Source organism: Pseudomonas sp. S34 (assembly GCF_009866745.1).
Classification (GTDB): Bacteria; Pseudomonadota; Gammaproteobacteria; order Pseudomonadales; family Pseudomonadaceae; genus Aquipseudomonas; species Aquipseudomonas jessenii.
On record NZ_CP019398.1, the window covers coordinates 26472 to 42674 of the forward strand.

16 protein-coding genes are annotated in these 16203 nt (G+C 60.0%); 11 read left to right on the forward strand and 5 right to left on the reverse strand.

The features are described from left to right. Nucleotides 1-12: 12 nt before the first annotated feature. On the reverse strand, nucleotides 13-1527 hold the full coding sequence (gene betC, locus PspS34_RS00130) for a choline-sulfatase (protein ID WP_057712635.1): 1515 nt from the start codon (nucleotides 1525-1527) through the stop codon (nucleotides 13-15). 114 nt (nucleotides 1528-1641) lie between these two features. Between betC and PspS34_RS00135 the strand changes: the two genes are divergently transcribed. Further along, a complete protein-coding gene (locus tag PspS34_RS00135) occupies nucleotides 1642-2592 on the forward strand; it encodes a LysR family transcriptional regulator (protein ID WP_150812660.1) in 951 nt (316 codons plus the stop codon). Here the strand turns inward: PspS34_RS00135 and PspS34_RS00140 are convergent. Next, nucleotides 2589-3251 (reverse strand): NAD(P)H-binding protein, encoded by a 663-nt coding sequence (locus PspS34_RS00140; protein ID WP_154860836.1) that lies wholly within the window; start codon nucleotides 3249-3251, stop codon nucleotides 2589-2591. The genes PspS34_RS00135 and PspS34_RS00140 overlap by 4 nt on opposite strands. 86 nt (nucleotides 3252-3337) lie before the next feature. Here PspS34_RS00140 and PspS34_RS00145 point away from each other — a divergent pair, with 86 nt between their 5' ends. After that, nucleotides 3338-3664 carry a DOPA 4,5-dioxygenase family protein gene (locus tag PspS34_RS00145; protein ID WP_154860835.1) on the forward strand — a complete coding sequence of 109 codons (327 nt, stop codon included), beginning with the start codon at nucleotides 3338-3340 and terminating at the stop codon, nucleotides 3662-3664. Here PspS34_RS00145 and PspS34_RS00150 read toward each other — a convergent pair whose 3' ends face one another. Then, the gene (locus PspS34_RS00150; RefSeq protein ID WP_150812658.1) at nucleotides 3665-4066 is read right to left on the reverse strand and encodes a GFA family protein; all 402 of its coding nucleotides are present in this window, start codon (nucleotides 4064-4066) and stop codon (nucleotides 3665-3667) included. A gap of 418 nt (nucleotides 4067-4484) precedes the next feature. On the opposite strand from PspS34_RS00150, the gene PspS34_RS00155 reads away from it, so the two are divergent. The 9 genes from PspS34_RS00155 (at nucleotide 4485) to PspS34_RS00195 (ending at nucleotide 14801) form a co-directional block, all read left to right on the forward strand. Beyond that, nucleotides 4485-5792 carry a CitMHS family transporter gene (locus PspS34_RS00155; protein WP_008045759.1) on the forward strand — a complete coding sequence of 436 codons (1308 nt, stop codon included), beginning with the start codon at nucleotides 4485-4487 and terminating at the stop codon, nucleotides 5790-5792. Between the two features lie 85 nt (nucleotides 5793-5877). Beyond that, nucleotides 5878-6645, forward strand: coding sequence for a TerC family protein (locus PspS34_RS00160; RefSeq protein WP_150812657.1), 768 nt, complete (start codon nucleotides 5878-5880; stop codon nucleotides 6643-6645). A 286-nt stretch (nucleotides 6646-6931) separates the two neighbouring features. Continuing rightward, complete coding sequence (locus PspS34_RS00165; RefSeq protein ID WP_150812656.1) at nucleotides 6932-8590, forward strand: Na/Pi cotransporter family protein; 1659 nt, start codon at nucleotides 6932-6934, stop codon at nucleotides 8588-8590. A gap of 56 nt (nucleotides 8591-8646) precedes the next feature. Further along, complete coding sequence (locus PspS34_RS00170) at nucleotides 8647-10023, forward strand: insulinase family protein (protein ID WP_154860834.1); 1377 nt, start codon at nucleotides 8647-8649, stop codon at nucleotides 10021-10023. Between the two features lie 186 nt (nucleotides 10024-10209). Further along, on the forward strand, nucleotides 10210-11238 hold the full coding sequence (locus PspS34_RS00175; RefSeq protein WP_102669507.1) for a DUF5924 family protein: 1029 nt from the start codon (nucleotides 10210-10212) through the stop codon (nucleotides 11236-11238). A gap of 54 nt (nucleotides 11239-11292) precedes the next feature. Further along, nucleotides 11293-12441 (forward strand): ABC transporter permease, encoded by a 1149-nt coding sequence (locus tag PspS34_RS00180; RefSeq protein ID WP_150812654.1) that lies wholly within the window; start codon nucleotides 11293-11295, stop codon nucleotides 12439-12441. After that, nucleotides 12438-13241, forward strand: coding sequence for an ATP-binding cassette domain-containing protein (locus tag PspS34_RS00185; RefSeq protein WP_057712625.1), 804 nt, complete (start codon nucleotides 12438-12440; stop codon nucleotides 13239-13241). The genes PspS34_RS00180 and PspS34_RS00185 overlap by 4 nt, the downstream gene beginning before the upstream one ends. A 1-nt stretch (nucleotide 13242) precedes the next feature. Further along, the gene (locus PspS34_RS00190; RefSeq protein WP_090452304.1) at nucleotides 13243-14181 is read left to right on the forward strand and encodes an MlaD family protein; all 939 of its coding nucleotides are present in this window, start codon (nucleotides 13243-13245) and stop codon (nucleotides 14179-14181) included. Beyond that, entirely contained in the window at nucleotides 14178-14801 is a 624-nt protein-coding gene (locus tag PspS34_RS00195; RefSeq protein ID WP_154860833.1) for an ABC-type transport auxiliary lipoprotein family protein, read from the forward strand. The genes PspS34_RS00190 and PspS34_RS00195 overlap by 4 nt, the downstream gene beginning before the upstream one ends. Nucleotides 14802-14928: 127 nt before the next feature. Here the strand turns inward: PspS34_RS00195 and PspS34_RS00200 are convergent, their stop codons facing one another. Beyond that, nucleotides 14929-15579, reverse strand: a complete 651-nt coding sequence (locus tag PspS34_RS00200; RefSeq protein ID WP_150812652.1) for an HAD family hydrolase — start codon at nucleotides 15577-15579, stop codon at nucleotides 14929-14931. A 25-nt stretch (nucleotides 15580-15604) separates the two neighbouring features. Further along, nucleotides 15605-16150, reverse strand: coding sequence for a gamma carbonic anhydrase family protein (locus tag PspS34_RS00205; protein WP_150812651.1), 546 nt, complete (start codon nucleotides 16148-16150; stop codon nucleotides 15605-15607). Between the last annotated feature and the right edge of the window lie 53 nt (nucleotides 16151-16203).

The window sequence follows — 16203 nt, forward strand, 5'->3', positions numbered from 1 at the left end:
TTCCCCTTAACATTATTGGTTTTGGCAGGGTTGTGGATAACGTGCTTTACGTTCCAGATCGTCGAGGTCGATGTGGTTACGCATGTACTGCTGACTGGCGTCCACCAGCGGCTGGTGATCCCAGCTCTTGAGCTTGCCGAGGGTCAGCGCCTCGGCCACGAAGCGTCGGCGCCGCTGGCTGGCGAGCACCTGCTGGTGAATCGCCGGAATGTTCCATTTGGCCCGCGCTTCGGCGAGAAAATCGTCGAACAACTGGCGATGTTGCGGCGAATGACTGAGTTCTTCCAGTTCGCGAGGGTCATTCTGTACGTCGAAGAGTAGGCAAGGGTCGTCTTCGCTATAGATGAATTTGTAGGCACCGCGACGGATCATCATCAACGGGCTGACGGTGCCTTCGGCCATGTATTCACCGAACACTTCATCGTGGCCGCCCTGCCCTTGCAGGTGCGGAACCAGCGAGCGGCCGTCCAGCGGCAAGCCCGGTTCCAGCGAGCCGCCGGCCAGTTCGACGAATGTCGGCAACAGGTCCGCCGTGGAAACACTGGCGCTGACCCGGCCGGCGCCGAACTGCCCCGGTGCGCTGACCAACAGCGGCACCCGTGCGGCCATTTCATACCAGTGCATTTTGTACCAGAGGCCGCGCTCGCCGAGCATGTCGCCGTGGTCACCGGAAAACACGATGATGGTGTCATCGATCAGCCCGGTATCTTCGAGGGTTTGCAGGAGTTTGCCGACGTTGCTGTCGATATAGCTGCACGCGCCGAAATAGGCGCGACGGGCATCGCGGATCTTATCCACAGGCAGCGGCTTGTCCCACAGGTCGTAGACCTTGAGCAGACGTTGCGAATGCGGATCGAGGTCATGCGGGTCAGGGGTTGTAGGCAGCGGGATATCGGCATCGTCGTACAAATCCCAGAAAGCTTTGGGAATGGTGTACGGATCGTGCGGGTGAGTCATCGAAACGGTCAGGCAGAACGGCTGGTCGCCATCCTCGCGGATATGGTCGAACAGGTACTGCTGGGCCTTGAACACCACCTCTTCGTCGAAATCCAGTTGATTGGTGCGTACGCACGGGCCGGCTTGCAGCACCGATGACATGTTGTGATACCAGGTCGGGCGCACGTCCGGTTCATCCCAGTTTACCGCCCAGCCATAGTCGGCCGGGTAAATGTCACTGGTCAGGCGTTCTTCGTAGCCGTGCAACTGGTCTGGCCCGCAGAAATGCATCTTGCCCGACAGGGCGGTGCGGTATCCGAGACGGCGCAGGTAATGGGCGTAGGTCGGTACGTCAGCGGGGAAATCGGCGGCGTTGTCGTAGGCGCCGATCTTGCTCGGCAACTGGCCGCTAACCAGTGTGAAACGCGATGGCGCGCACAATGGGCTGTTGCAATAGGCTGAGTCAAACACCACGCCTTGTGCGGCGAGGCGACTGAGATTGGGCAGTTTGATGGGCGATGGGCCGTAGAACGGCAACATTGGCGCGGCCATTTGATCGGCCATGATGAAAAGAATGTTCTTGCGCTTCATGTGATCGCGGCATTCCATAGTGGATGTTTATGCGAGAGTGCTGGCGTTGAGAATGAAACCCTCGCACCTTGCGGTAAAGCCCATACGCGGCAATGACTAGGATAAGCACAGCTTATGTATGACGCCCTTGGTGACCTGTCACTGGATCTGCTTCGCGCCTTCGAAGCGGCGGCCCGTCAGCGCAGCTTCACAGCGGCGGCGGTTGAACTGGGCACCACGCAACCGGCCATCAGCCAGCAGATCAAGCGCCTGGAACAACAACTGGCAACACGCCTGTTCGACCGCATTTATCGCGGAATCGAACTGACAGAGGCTGGGCAGATTCTATTTGAGCAGGTTCAGCTCGGTTTGCAGAATATCGACGCAGGATTGAGCGCAATCAGCGCGCAGCAACAGCATGAAGTGCTGCAGGTGGCCACGGATTTTGCCTTCGCCGCCTATTGGTTGATGCCGCGTCTGCACCGCTTTCACGCGGCCAATCCGCAGGTGGATGTCAGCCTGGTCACCAGTGAACGCAGCCATAACATGCTACGTACCGATATCGATGTGGCGGTGCTGTTCGGCGATGGCCGCTTCAAGCAGGGTGAAAGCCATTGGCTGTTCAGCGAGGAAGTGTTTCCGGTGTGCAGCCCGCAGCTGTTGAGCGAGCGTCCACTGCCCTTGCCAGCCCAGGCATTGCTGGAGTTCCCTTTGTTGCACCTGCGTGGGGAACACAGCAGTAACTGGTTCGACTGGAGTGGTGTGTTCCGCGAGCTGGGCATCACCTCGCCCCCGGCGCCCGGGCAGTTGCGCTTCGATAATTACACCTTGCTGATTCAGGCGGCGATTGGCGGCCAGGGCGTGGCCATCGGCTGGCGCCACCTTGTGGATAACTTGCTGGCGCAAGGGTTGTTGTGTCGACCGATCGGCGAAACGGTGATGTCGAGGCTGGGTTACTACGTGGTTCTGCCCCAGCGCAAAAGACGCGGAGCATTGATCCAGCAGTTTGTGGATTGGTTGATGGCGGAACAGGCCAGCAGTGCGCAATCGCTCAACGGCCTGACGCTGCCGTCCATTGCGGTTTAACTGTCGGTTGCGATGAAGTTGACGTGCTCGCCGATGTGCAGGTTCAGGTGCAATTCATCGGCAATGCCCACGGCAGTGCGGGCCAGCCGTTTGAGCGGTTCAACCAACCCCGGTTCGGGGTTGCCACCGATGTTGGCAAAGTGTTCTATGGTCAGCCCTGGTACCCCGCGCGGTTCGTTAACCAGCGTCCACTTCAAAGGACTGCTTTGCAGTGCCTCGCGGATTTCCTCGGCGGCGTGACGTTGCAAGCTATCCTCGGTTTCCGGGTCGTCCAGCACGTCGAAATCACCCACCAGAAACAATCGGGCGATGTTTGCTGCCTGCATGCCATCGATGAGCGCATCCACTGCCAGCACCTGCTCGACCGGGCCGGGCACGATGGTTTTTTCCACGTGTTCGCTATTGAACGGTAACCCTGGTGCGTCCAGTAAGCAGATAACCACTGAACTGCCGGCCACACTCTGCTTGACCCGTTGCGCGTCGAACAGGTCGCCAGTCTTGGTGCGCAGCCCCGGGCGGGGTGCCAGCGCCGTCAGGTCATCGAGAATCGCGATCACTTCATGCTGGCGTCGCAGCATTTCAGCCATCAGCGCACTGCCCAGGCTACTCATGGCACCATAAAGCACCACTTTCACGACGGGGGTTTCGGCATTTTTCATGGCTGGGCTTCCTGTTTTCCAGCGTCTGTATAACGTTTGACCCGCAGGAAACGGCGAGGGTTCGAACAACTTTCAGAGGGATTCAGATGCAGCAGATAACGGGCTACCACGCCCACGTTTATTTCGATGCCAACACGATCTCGCAGGCGCGAGCCTTATGTGAACGGGCGGCGCAATTGTTTCCATTGAAAATGGGCCGCGTGCACGAGCGCCCGGTCGGTCCACACCCGGACTGGAGCTGCCAGTTGGCGTTCGAACCGCAGGTGCTGGGCGACGTTCTGCCGTGGCTGGCGCTGAACCGCAAGGGGCTGGTGGTGTTCCTGCACCCGGACACCGGCGACGATTTGCTTGACCACACCGAGCACGCGATCTGGATGGGCGCGATTCGGCCGCTGAACCTGTCTGTTTTTTGATCAGAGTGTTTCTTCAGCCTCGCCAGGCAAATGTTCGTCCAGATGCAGCCACGGCAAGCGGCTGTCGGTCCAGATGTGCCGCTCGGCTGGTGCTTGCTCAGGATGGTCGAGGGTGGCGATGGTCAAGTCGATGCTTTCCGGGCTTAGTTGCGTCGCTAGTGCCAGTTGCGCCCCACAGTGGCCGCAGAAATATCGCGCACAGGTGGATGAAGAATCGTACCGCGACGGCGTCCCGGCCAGCCATTGAAAGGCGGATGCCGGCACGGTTATCCAGGTAGTCACGATGCCGCCGCTGACCCGTCGGCAAATCGAACAATGACAGTGGGCGATATCGTGCAGCGGCCCGCTGAATTGATAGCGCAGTTGCCCGCAATGGCAGCCGCCGGTGTGAATTTTGTTCATGGCATTCCTCCCGATGCGTAATTACCGACGCCTTCGCGAGCAAGCCCGCTCCCACATTGGCTTTGTGTACGACACAGATCCAGTGTGGGAGCGGGCTTGCTCGCGAAGGCCGTAACTCGGTTCACCTTCATGCCCCAGTCCGACGACCGGTTGTACTTCCGGTCAACGCGTTCATCGCCGAAAGCTGGCTGAAAGCTTCCCCGATTAGGATCGCCCCCACTACCGGCAACAGACCGGTTGGCCAATGCCAGCGTTTTATCGCTCGCACAGCCCATTTAACAACAACAATGGTGATTCTGATGTCCTCTTCCATCCGCCGCTTCGCTGCAACTCCGCCCGTACGTCTCGTGCTTCCCGTTCTGCGCTGATCCCGCCTGATCCGCCCATTCCCTAGCCGCGCTACGCCTGGAGTATTCCCATGCTGACTTTCCTTGGCTTCGCCATGGTCATCACGTTCATGTTCCTGATCATGACCAAGCGCCTGTCTGCGCTGATCGCCCTGATCATCATTCCAATCATCTTTGCCCTGTTCGGCGGTTTTTCGCCGAAGATCGGTCCGATGATGCTCGAAGGCATTACCAAGCTTGCGCCAACCGGCGTGATGTTGATGTTCGCTATCTTGTACTTCGCCCTGATGATCGACTCCGGCCTGTTCGACCCGGCCGTGCGCAAGATCCTCAAACTGGTCAAGGGCGACCCGCTGAAAGTTTCGGTCGGCACCGCCGTTCTGGCGCTCGTTGTCTCCCTCGATGGTGACGGCGCGACCACTTATATGATCTGCGTGGCCGCCATGCTGCCGCTCTACAGCCGTATCGGCATGAGCCCGCGAATCATGGCCGGCCTGATCATCCTCGCCGGTGGCGTGATGAACATGACCCCATGGGGTGGCCCGACCGCTCGCGCCGCCAGTGCGTTGCATGTGGATCCGTCCGACATCTTCGTACCGATGATTCCTGCGATGCTGGCTGGTGTGGTGGCGATCCTGGTCATTGCCTACTTCTACGGCAAGCGTGAACGTGCGCGTCTGGGTGAACTGCACCTGGTGGGCGATGAAATCGACCACAGTGAAATCAGCGTTTCGCAGTTCCCGGATGCCCGTCGTCCGAAGCTGATCTGGTTCAACGGCGCCCTGACCCTGGCCCTGATGTGCACCCTGATCGCCGGCCTGCTGCCGTTGCCGGTACTGTTCATGGTGGCGTTCAGTATCGCCATGATCGTCAACTACCCTTGCCTGCAACAGCAGAAGGATCGCGTCGCGGCTCACGCCGGTAGCGTACTGGCGGTGGTCGGGTTGATCTTTGCGGCCGGTATCTTCACCGGTATCCTGACCGGCACCGGGATGGTCGACGCCATGTCGAAGAGCCTGTTGGCGGTGATTCCGGATTTCCTCGGCCCGTACCTGGCAGTGATCACGGCACTGGTAAGCATGCCGTTCACTTTCTTCATGTCGAACGATGCATTTTATTACGGCGTGTTACCGGTACTTGCCGAAGCCGCCAGCCATTACGGTATAACCGCAGTGGAAATGGCACGTGCCTCGATCGTCGGTCAGCCCGTCCACCTGTTGAGCCCGCTGGTTCCATCGACCTACCTGTTGGTGGCCCTGGCTGGCATCGACTTCGGTGACCACCAGCGCTTCACTCTCAAGTGGGCAGTGCTGGTTTGTATCTGCATACTGATTGCTGCACTGCTGTTGGGGACTTTCCCGGTGTTCAGCACTCTATAAGCCCAAGACTCACCACTTCGGGTCCAGGCTTCGCTGTTTGAAGCCCGGGCCCGTTTTGGTTTAACAATCGCTCAAAGGAATACACATGGAATGGCTGACCAACCCTGAAATCTGGGTTGCCTTCTTCACCCTGACCGCCCTGGAAATCGTCCTGGGTATCGATAACATCATCATGATTTCGATCCTGGTCAGCCGCATGCCCAAACACATGCAGGCGCGCACCCGGATTTTCGGTCTGGCGCTGGCCATGATCACGCGAATCCTGCTTCTGCTGTCGATCACCTGGGTCATGCGCCTGACGGCGGACCTGTTCGTAGTATTCGACCAGGGTATTTCCGGACGCGACCTGATCCTGTTCTTCGGTGGTCTGTTCCTGTTGTGGAAGAGCTCGCAAGAGATGTACCACGCGCTGGAAGGTGAAGACGAAACCAACGAAGAGCCTTCGGGCAAGGGCGGCAACTTCCTCTACACCATCATCCAGATCGCGATCATCGACATCGTGTTCTCCCTGGACTCGGTGATCACCGCAGTCGGCATGGTCTCCCACGTACCGGTCATGGTTGCGGCAATCATCGTGGCCGTACTGGTGATGATGTGGGCATCTGGCACCATCAGTGAGTTCATCGACAAGCACCCGTCGCTGAAAATGCTGGCGCTGTCGTTCCTGCTGATCGTCGGTACGGTGCTGATTGCCGAATCCCTGGACGTGCACGTGCCAAAAGGCTACGTCTACTTCGCCATGGCGTTCTCGCTGGCGGTGGAAGCGATCAACATCAAGATGCGCACTGCCATCGCGAAAAAGAAGAAACAGCAGGATCCGGTAAGGCTGCGCAAGGACATCCCGGGCCAGTAACCCGGTAGTACGCAACACCCTGTGGGAGCGGGCTTGCTCGCGAAAGCGGTGTGTCAGACAACATTAATGTCGACTGACACGACGCCTTCGCGAGCAAGCCCGCTCCCACTTTGTTTTTGCGGGTTGCTTAAACCGGATTTCATGACAGTTTTGTTTCAATCGCGTCTTTGGCTATGCGATGCTGGCGCGCAGACCGTTAGCCAACTACAGCTTAAGTACAGAACGTAGAACGTCGCGCGGTACCGTCAACTTGCTCCTTTGGGGCGCTACACCACAGGGGGTCATTATGCTCACCCTGCTCAATTTGCTTTCTGCCGTGGCCCTGCTGATCTGGGGCACGCACATCGTCCGAACCGGCATCCTGCGGGTCTACGGCACCAACTTGCGCCATGTCATCAGCCATAACATGTCCAACCGCTGGCTGGCTTTCCTCTCCGGGATCGCCGTGACGGCGATGGTCCAGAGCAGCAACGCCACCGCCATGCTGGTCACCTCCTTTGTCGGCCAGGGCCTGATGGCGCTTACGCCAGCGTTGGTCACCATGCTCGGTGCCGATGTCGGTACGGCCCTGATGGCGCGGGTGCTGACGTTCGATCTGTCGTGGTTGTCGCCGTTGCTGATTTTTGCCGGGGTGATCTTCTTTCTGTCGCGCAAGCAGACCCGACTCGGACAGATGGGCCGTGTCGCCATTGGCTTGGGGTTGATCATTCTGGCGCTGCAACTGATTGTTGAAGCCGCGCACCCGATTACCCATGCCAAAGGGGTGAAGGTGATTTTCGCCTCGCTCACCGGCGATATCCTGCTCGACGCCCTGGTCGGCGCGCTGTTCGCGATGCTTTCCTATTCCAGCCTGGCCGCTGTATTGCTCACCGCGACCCTGGCGGGCGCCAACGTGATCAGCCTGCCGGTGGCCATCGGGCTCGTGATCGGCGCCAATATCGGCAGCGGCATACTCGCGTTCCTCAGCACCAGCATGCAGAACGCCGCCGGGCGCCAAGTGGCGCTGGGCAGCCTGCTGTACAAACTGATTGGTCTTTTACTGATCATTCCAGTGCTCGATCCGCTGGTGCACTGGCTCGATGGCCTGGATTTCAGCCCTCAGGAAATGGTCATTGGCTTTCACCTGCTCTACAACATCGCGCGTTGCCTGATCTTGCTGCCCAGTGTTGGGCCGATGGCCAGGTTTTGTGCCTGGGTGCTGCCGGAGCGCCCGCTAGTCAACGGTACGGCCAAGCCCCGACACCTTGACCCCACGGCGTTGGTCACCCCCGGTTTGGCGCTGGCCAACGCAGCCCGGGAAACCCTGCGCATGGGCGACCTGATCGACAACATGCTCGAAGCCATGCTCGACGTGTTGCGCGGAAAGCAAACCGCCGTCACCCAGGAAATGCGGCGCCTGACCGATGATGTCGAAGCGCTCTACAGCGCGATCAAGTTGTATCTGGCGCAAATGCCCCGGGAAGATCTCAGCGATCAGGACAGCCGGCGTTGGGCGGAAATCATCGAACTGGCGATCAACCTGAAACTGGCCAGCGACTTGATCGAACGCATGCTGCGCAAGGTCCAGCAGCAGAAAACCTCGCAGCGCCGGTCGTTTTCCGAAGTGGGGCTGGACGAATTGACCGGGCTGCAAACTCAGTTGATTTCCAACCTGCGGCTCGGGATGTCGGTGTTTCTCAGTGGCGACCCGGAAAGTGCCCGCCAGCTGGTGCGTGAAAAACGTCGTTTCCGCGCACAGGAACGGCGCCTGGCTCACGCTCATGTCAGCCGCTTGCAACGTAAAATCGTGCAAAGTATCGAAACCAGTTCGTTGCACCTGGAGCTGATCGCCGACATGAAGCGTCTTAATTCGCTGTTTTGCAGCAGTGCCTACGTGGTGCTGGAAACATCGGACACAGGTGCGCTGGTGGTCGACGATTTGAGTGACATCACTCATTCACCCTGAACGTCCACAGTTGCCTGAAGTCTGTTGAACTTACGCTAGCCGTACGGAAGCTCGTTATGCGTTGTCTGTTGTTCGCCTGCCTGTTGCTTGGTTCATTCCCGTCATTCGCCCTGGATCGCTTCCAGGTCGAGGGCTACACCCTGCGCAACGGTTTGCAGTTGCTGCTCAAGCCCGGCACTGACCACGGGCATGTGGCGATCCGGCTGGTGGTCGGCGTTGGCCTGGACGATTTCAAGTGCGAAGAAAAGGAGTTGCCGCATCTGCTGGAACACTTGTTGTTCAGCGGTATCGACGCCAGCGGCGAAGGCGGCCTGGAAGAAAGCATGCAGGCTCTGGGCGGCGAGTGGAACGCGTTCACCAGTAATGCCGATACGACTTTCGTCATCGAAGCCCCGGCGAAAAACCAGCGCAAGGTTCTCGACCTGTTGCTGGCGCTGCTGACCCAGACCCGCTTCGACGACAGTGCCATCAACGCGGCCAAGCAAGTGGTCGAGCGTGAAGACGGCGGCCATTACTCGCACCTGCAACGCTGGCTCGATCGTCAGGACCTCGGCCACACGGCCAGCAAACAACTGGCCGTGGAATTGGGCCTCAAATGCCCGGAGCGTGCGCAAGTCGATGACCTGACCCGTGAACAACTGGAGCAGGTGCGCAAGGACTGGTATGCGCCGAACAACATGACCCTGATCGTGGTCGGCGACCTCGACAAGTTGCTGCCATCCTATCTGGAGCGGGCGTATGGCGCGCTGGAAGCGATCACCCCTGGCGAGCATCCGCCGCTGCCGCAAATCCAGGCCAGCGCCACCCATGAGCGCACCTTGACCCACAGTCTGGTCGGCAACGGCGCCAAGTTGCACTGGCTGGTGCCGGAGCCGGTACTGGAGGATGGGCACGATGAAACCTTCGATTTGCTCAAGGACTATCTGGATTGGGCGCTTTATCGCCAGTTACGCCTGGCTCACGGTTTGTCCTACGGCCCGTGGGCGGAGCGCGAGGTGTTCGGCGGCGTAGGTTTCATGAGCCTCAACGCCGACCTTGAGCGCGACGCCGTGGCCGATGCCGAACAAGTACTCGAGGACCTGAAGGCCGGCCTGCTCAAGGACGGCCTCAATGCCGACACCTTCAACCGCCTCAAGCAGGCCGCGATTGCCCGCCAGGCCTGGGCCGTACAAGGCAACAGCGCGTTGGCCGACTACTACTGGAGCGCGATCGGTAACTACGAGGACGGTCACTTCACCAACCCGGCCCGGGAGCTGCAAGGGGTGACCCTGGAAGAAGCGAACAAGGCCGTGCGCGAATTGCTCCTGCAACCAGGGTATTTGCGGATCGAGAAGCCTTTGTTCAGTTATGACCAGTTGATGTGGCTGGTGGTCGGTGGGGTGGGCTTGATCGTGTTGATGTTGGTGGGCTGGCGTTTGCACCGCAGGAAGTAACCATTCCATGTGACAACGGACTGAGAGGCCTTGCCGGTTCCCTGTGGGAGCGAGCTTGCTCGCGATAGCGGATTGTCAGCCGCCGAAAATGTTGGATGTGCCGGCCTCATCGCGAACCCTCGCCACAGCGCCGCACCAGCGGTACCCTGTCGAGGTTTTTTCCTACGACGACTGTGAAACCAACGAATGCAAAACCTATCCCTTTTCGTACAGCGCATCCTTGATTTGATGAAGCGGTACCCTGGGGTCATTGCGCTCTTTGGTTTCATCTCCGGGGTGGGCAGTTTCATTCTGGTCGATCGCCAGCAAGGCCTGGCGAGCTGGATCACCACCATCATGCTGATCAGCTGGATCTGGCTGATGCTGGAAAACAGCCTGACCAAGCTGTTCACGCGCATCTTCAAGCGCGAAATACCGGAACCGTTGTTGCGTTACGCAACGCAGATGATCCATCAGGAAAGCCTGTTCTTTGTCCTGCCGTTCTTCTTCATCACCACGACGTGGAACAGCGGCCAGTTGTTTTTCACCGGGTTGCTGGGCGTGGCGGCGCTGATTTCGATCGTCGACCCGCTTTACTACAAGTGGCTGGCTCCACGGCGCTGGGCGTTTCTGGCCCTGCACACCCTGACCCTGTTCGCCGCGCTGCTCACCGCATTGCCGGTGATCATGCACCTGACCACCGCGCAAAGTTTCAAATGGGCACTGGGTATCTCGGTGCTGCTGTCGTTCCCGAGCCTGGCGTCGATCTTCCCGATTCGTACCCTGCGCAATGCGCTGGCGATCTTGAGTATCACCCTGGGCATCGGCGCCGTTGGTTGGGAGCTGCGCTCGTGGGTGCCGCCGGCGACGCTGTGGATGACCGACGTGGCCATCAGTACGCAAATGCAGGATCGCACACCCGGTGCCAGCCTCGACGAAGTCAGCGCCGAACAGATCCGTAATGGCGGGCTTTACGCGTACACCGCGATCAACGCCCCGCGTGGCCTGGACGAACGGATTTATCACGTCTGGAAGTTCAACGGTAAAGAGGTCGACCGCATTCCCCTGGATATTCGTGGCGGGCGCAAGGAAGGTTACCGGGCCTGGACCCACAAGCAGAACTTCCCGGGCAACCCGGCCGGTAAATGGCAGGTTCGGGTCCTGACCGAAGATGGCCAGGTCATTGGCGTGCTTCGCTTCAAGGTCACGGACAGCACAGCGATCAAAGAAAAGTAGTCCGGTTCGTGCTATTACGTAGAGCTGCGTAATCACTGAACAAGCACGGAGCTTATGATCAGCAGCACGATGGCCGGCAACGCCCGATTGGACTCCTCGATTACCCCTGCGCGGTTGCGGGTGACGGGCGACTGGACGCTTGCCCATTACGCTGACCTCAAGCTGTTGAGCGAAAAACTCCACGGCCAGTACGACGCCAACACCCCCATCGACCTCAATGGTCTCGGCGCCCTCGACACCGCCGGTGCCTCGCTGTTGGTCGAGCTGCTCGGCTCCGAGCGCCTCGGTCGTTCTGCCGAACATCCTGATTGCACACTCTCTGCTGCGGATCGGGCGTTGCTGCAAACCGTCTACTGCTCGTTGACCGATTTCTGCGTACCGATCAAGGAACCGGAAGTCAGCGTTTCCATTCAGTTGCTGACCCGCATTGGCCGCGCGGTGGACACTGTCTGGCAGGACACCCTGCAACTGCTGGGTTTCGTCGGCCTGATCATCGAAACCATCGTCCGCGGCCTGTTCCGTCCCAAGCGCTGGCGCGTCACGCCGATGATCGCCCATATCGAACAGACCGGTCTCGACGCCGCCCCCATCGTTGCGTTGCTGACTTTTCTGGTGGGCGCCGTGGTGGCGTTTCTCGGGTCGACGGTGCTGGCCACTTTCGGCGCCACCGTCTTCACCGTGGACCTGGTGGGGTTTGCCTTCCTGCGCGAATTCGGTGTGCTGCTGACCGCGATCCTGATGGCCGGGCGCACCGCCAGTGCGTTCACGGCGCAAATCGGTTCGATGAAGGCCAACGAAGAAATCGACGCCATCCGCACCCTGGGCCTCGATCCCGTGGAGTTGCTGGTGGTGCCGCGGGTCCTGGCGTTGCTGATCGCCCTTCCGATGCTGACCTTCCTGGCGATGCTGTCAGGGATTATCGGCGGTGCCGTGGTCTGCGCGGTGGCGCTGGATATCTCGCCAGCGATGTTCCTGTCGCTGCTGCAAACGGACATCGGCGTTCAGCACTTTCTGGTGGGGATCGTCAAAGCGCCGGTGTTCGCCTTCCTCATCGCCGCCATCGGTTGCCTCGAAGGCTTCAAGGTCAGTGGCAGCGCTGAGTCTGTGGGCGCGCACACCACGTCGAGTGTGGTGCAGTCGATTTTCGTGGTGATCGTGATGGATGCGATCGCCGCGATGTTTTTCATGGAGATGGGTTGGTGAGTCGTATCCCCAGAGCGCCCTCCGAGGCGGTGATCGAAGTCCGTGGGTTGTGCAACCGTTTTGGAAGCCAGAGCGTGCACGAGAACCTCGACCTGGACTTGTACAAGGGCGAGATCCTCGCCGTGGTCGGCGGCTCCGGCAGCGGCAAGTCGGTGCTGCTGCGCAGCATTGTCGGGTTGCGCCAGCCCAGCGAAGGCGTGGTGAAAGTTTTCGGGAAAAACCTGCCGACCTTGTCCGAGCACGAGCGTTCGCTGGTGGAGCGGCGATTCGGCGTGCTGTTCCAGAAAGGCGCGCTGTTCTCTTCACTGACGGTGACCGAGAACGTCGCCCTGCCGCTGATCGAACACGCCGGCTTGAGCCGCAACGACGCCGAGCACCTGGCGGCGGTGAAAATGGCCTTGGCCGGGTTACCGCTGTCGGCCGCAGAGAAGTACCCCTCGTCGCTGTCCGGCGGCATGATCAAGCGCGCCGCGCTGGCCCGGGCATTGGCACTGGACCCGGACATCCTGTTTCTCGACGAACCCACCGCCGGTCTCGACCCGATCGGCGCCGCCGCGTTCGACCAATTGATCCTGACCCTGCGCGATGCTTTGGGCCTGAGTGTCTTTCTGGTGACCCACGATCTCGACACGCTCTACACCATCACTGACCGGGTGGCGGTGCTGGCGCAGAAAAAAGTGCTGGTGGCGGACGCCATCGACAAGGTTTCGGAAACCAACGATGCGTGGATTCACGAATACTTCCATGGCCCTCGTGGCCGCGCGGCATTGACGGCCGCCCAACAGCTCAACGAGGTCTGACATGGAAACCCGAGCCCATCATGTATTGATCGGCCTGTTCACCGTGATTGTGGTGACGGCCGCGCTGCTGTTCGGCCTGTGGCTGGCCAAGTCCAGTGTCGACACCGAGTTCAAGGACTACGAAGTCGTGTTCAACGAGGCGGTCAGCGGTTTGTCCCAAGGTAGCTCGGTACAGTACAGCGGGATCAAGGTCGGCGACGTGATCTCGCTGCGCCTGGACCCGAAAGACCCGCGCCGGGTGCTGGCGCGAATTCGCTTGGCCGGCGATACCCCGGTCAAGGAGGACACCCAGGCCAAACTGGCCCTGACCGGCGTCACCGGGACTTCGATCATCCAACTCAGCGGCGGCACACCACAGAGTCCGACGCTCAAGGGCAAGGACGGTAACCTGCCGACCATCGTCGCCTCGCCCTCGCCCATCGCCCGGCTGCTCAATGACAGCGAAGACCTGATGGCCGGGGTGAGTACGCTGATGCATAACGCCAATCTGATGTTCTCCACGGAAAACATCGAGCGCATCAGCAACACCCTGGAGCACCTGGAGCAAACCACCGGGGCCATTGCCGATCAGCGCGGCGATATCCGCCAGACCATGCAGCAACTGGCCTCGGTGGGTAAGCAGGCCAACACCATGCTGGAGCAGACGACGGCGTTGATGCGCAATGCCAACGGGCTGCTCAACGAGCATGGCAAGGAAGCGCTGGGCAGCGCCGAGCAGGCGATGAAGTCGCTGCAGGAGAGCAGCGCCACCCTCAACAAACTGATCACCGCCAATCAGGATTCGCTCAACAGCGGCATGCAAGGCCTTAATGGCCTGGGCCCGGCGGTCCGTGAGATGCGCGAAACCCTGAGTTCGTTGCGCACCATCACCACACGCCTGGAAGCCAACCCCAGCGGTTACCTGCTGGGCAGTGACAAGACCAAGGAATTTACGCCATGAAGCTGATTCGGATTGCCCTCCTCGCTGGCTTCACATTGATCAGTTCGTGCTCGATCCTGCCCAAGCCCGAGCCCTTCGAGGTCTATCGATTGCCGTCGGCCCAGAGCGCATCGGCCAGCCATGGCACGCCGCAGCGCTGGTCGCTGCGCCTGAGCAAACTCCAGTCCAGCGAAGCGTTGAACAGTCCGAACATTGCCGTAATTCCCCAGGGCGATGTGATCAGCCACTACAAGGGTTCACGCTGGAGCGACCCGGCGCCGGTGCTGGTGCGCAATCGCCTGCTGGAAGGTTTCCAGCATGACGGGCGGGTGCCGCTGCTGAGCACCGATGACAGCATTTTCCAGACCGATCTTGAATTGGGCGGCAGCCTGCAGGCGTTCCAGACTGAATACCAGGGCACGAATGCCAGCGCGGTCGTGCGTCTGGATGCATTGCTGGTGCGCAGTTACGACCAGCGCATCCTCGCCAGCCGCCGCTTTGAAGTGCGCCAGCCGTTGAGCAATGTGCAAGTCCCGGCGGTGGTGGCCGGGTTCGGTCAGGCGAGCGATCAGTTGACCGTGCAGGTGGTGAGCTGGGCGGTTGAGCAAGGACAGAAACTCGCCCCGCCGCCCAGACCTTGAGGAAGTACACCGTCCCCTGTGGGAGCGGGCTTGCTCGCGAAGAGGGAGTGTCAGTCGACAACAATGTTGCCTGATACACCGCCTTCGCGAGCAAGCCCGCTCCCACAGTTGATTTGTGTCGATCCTGTCAACGCTGTAAAAACGCCTGATGCAACTCTTCCAGCGTCTCAAAGTGATACGTCGGCGCTTCGGCGCTCAACTCTTCATGGCTGCCGAACCCGTAACCTACCGCCGCCGCGTCCAGGCCATTGCTGCGCGCGCCGATCAGGTCGTGCTTGCGGTCGCCGATCATCAAAGTGTTGGCCGGGTCCAGGTTTTCTTCGGCCATCAGGTGAGCGATCAGCTCTACCTTGTTGGTCCGGGTGCCGTCCAGTTCGCTGCCGTAAATCACCTTGAAGTGTTTGGCAAAATCGAAATGCCGGGCGATTTCCCGGGCGAACACCCACGGTTTAGAGGTTGCGATGTACAGCTGTCGGCCTTGCCCGCTCAGGGCTTCCAGTAGTGGCGTGACACCATCGAACACCCGGTTTTCGTAGAGGCCGGTGACCTTGAAGCGCTCGCGGTAGAAATTCACCGCTTCCCAGGCCCTGGCTTCATCGAAGTCGTAGAACTGCATGAATGCCTGCAACAACGGCGGGCCGATGAAGTGTTCGAGTCTGGCCAGGTCCGGCTCATCGATACCCAGTTTGCTCAGGGCGAACTGGATCGAACGAGTAATGCCCTCACGTGGGTCGGTCAGGGTGCCATCGAGGTCGAACAAAACGGTTTGGTAATGCATGTCGAATCCTGAATAAGGGGCCGGGTCAAAGCTGGTCGTAGCCTTCGGCCAGATGCAGGTCCTTGAGCTTCACGTAGTTCGCCGCGCTGTAGGTGAAAAACGCGCGTTCCTTGTCAGTCAGCGGGCGGATCTGCTTCACCGGGCTGCCCACATACAGGAAGCCGCTTTGCAGATGCTTGCCCGGCGGCACCAGGCTGCCGGCACCGATGATCACCTCATCGTCGACCACCGCACCGTCCATGACGATGCTGCCCATGCCGATCAACACCCGGCTGCCCACCGAACAGCCATGCAGCATGACCTTGTGGGCGATGGTCACGTCATCGCCGATCAGCAACGGAAAGCCGTCCGGGTTGAACGGCCCGGCGTGGGTGATGTGCAACACGCAGCCATCCTGCACGCTGGTGCGCGCGCCGATGCGGATTCGGTGCATGTCGCCACGGATCACTGTCAGCGGCCAGACCGAACTGTCTTCGCCGATTTCAACGTCGCCGATCACCACCGCCGAGCCGTCGACAAAAGCGCCTTTACCCAGCAGCGGCGTGTGGTTCTGATACTTGCGAAGGTTCACGATAGGGTTTCTCTCTATTGCTGATAGCTGCGGTGAACGTCGATTGTAATTAA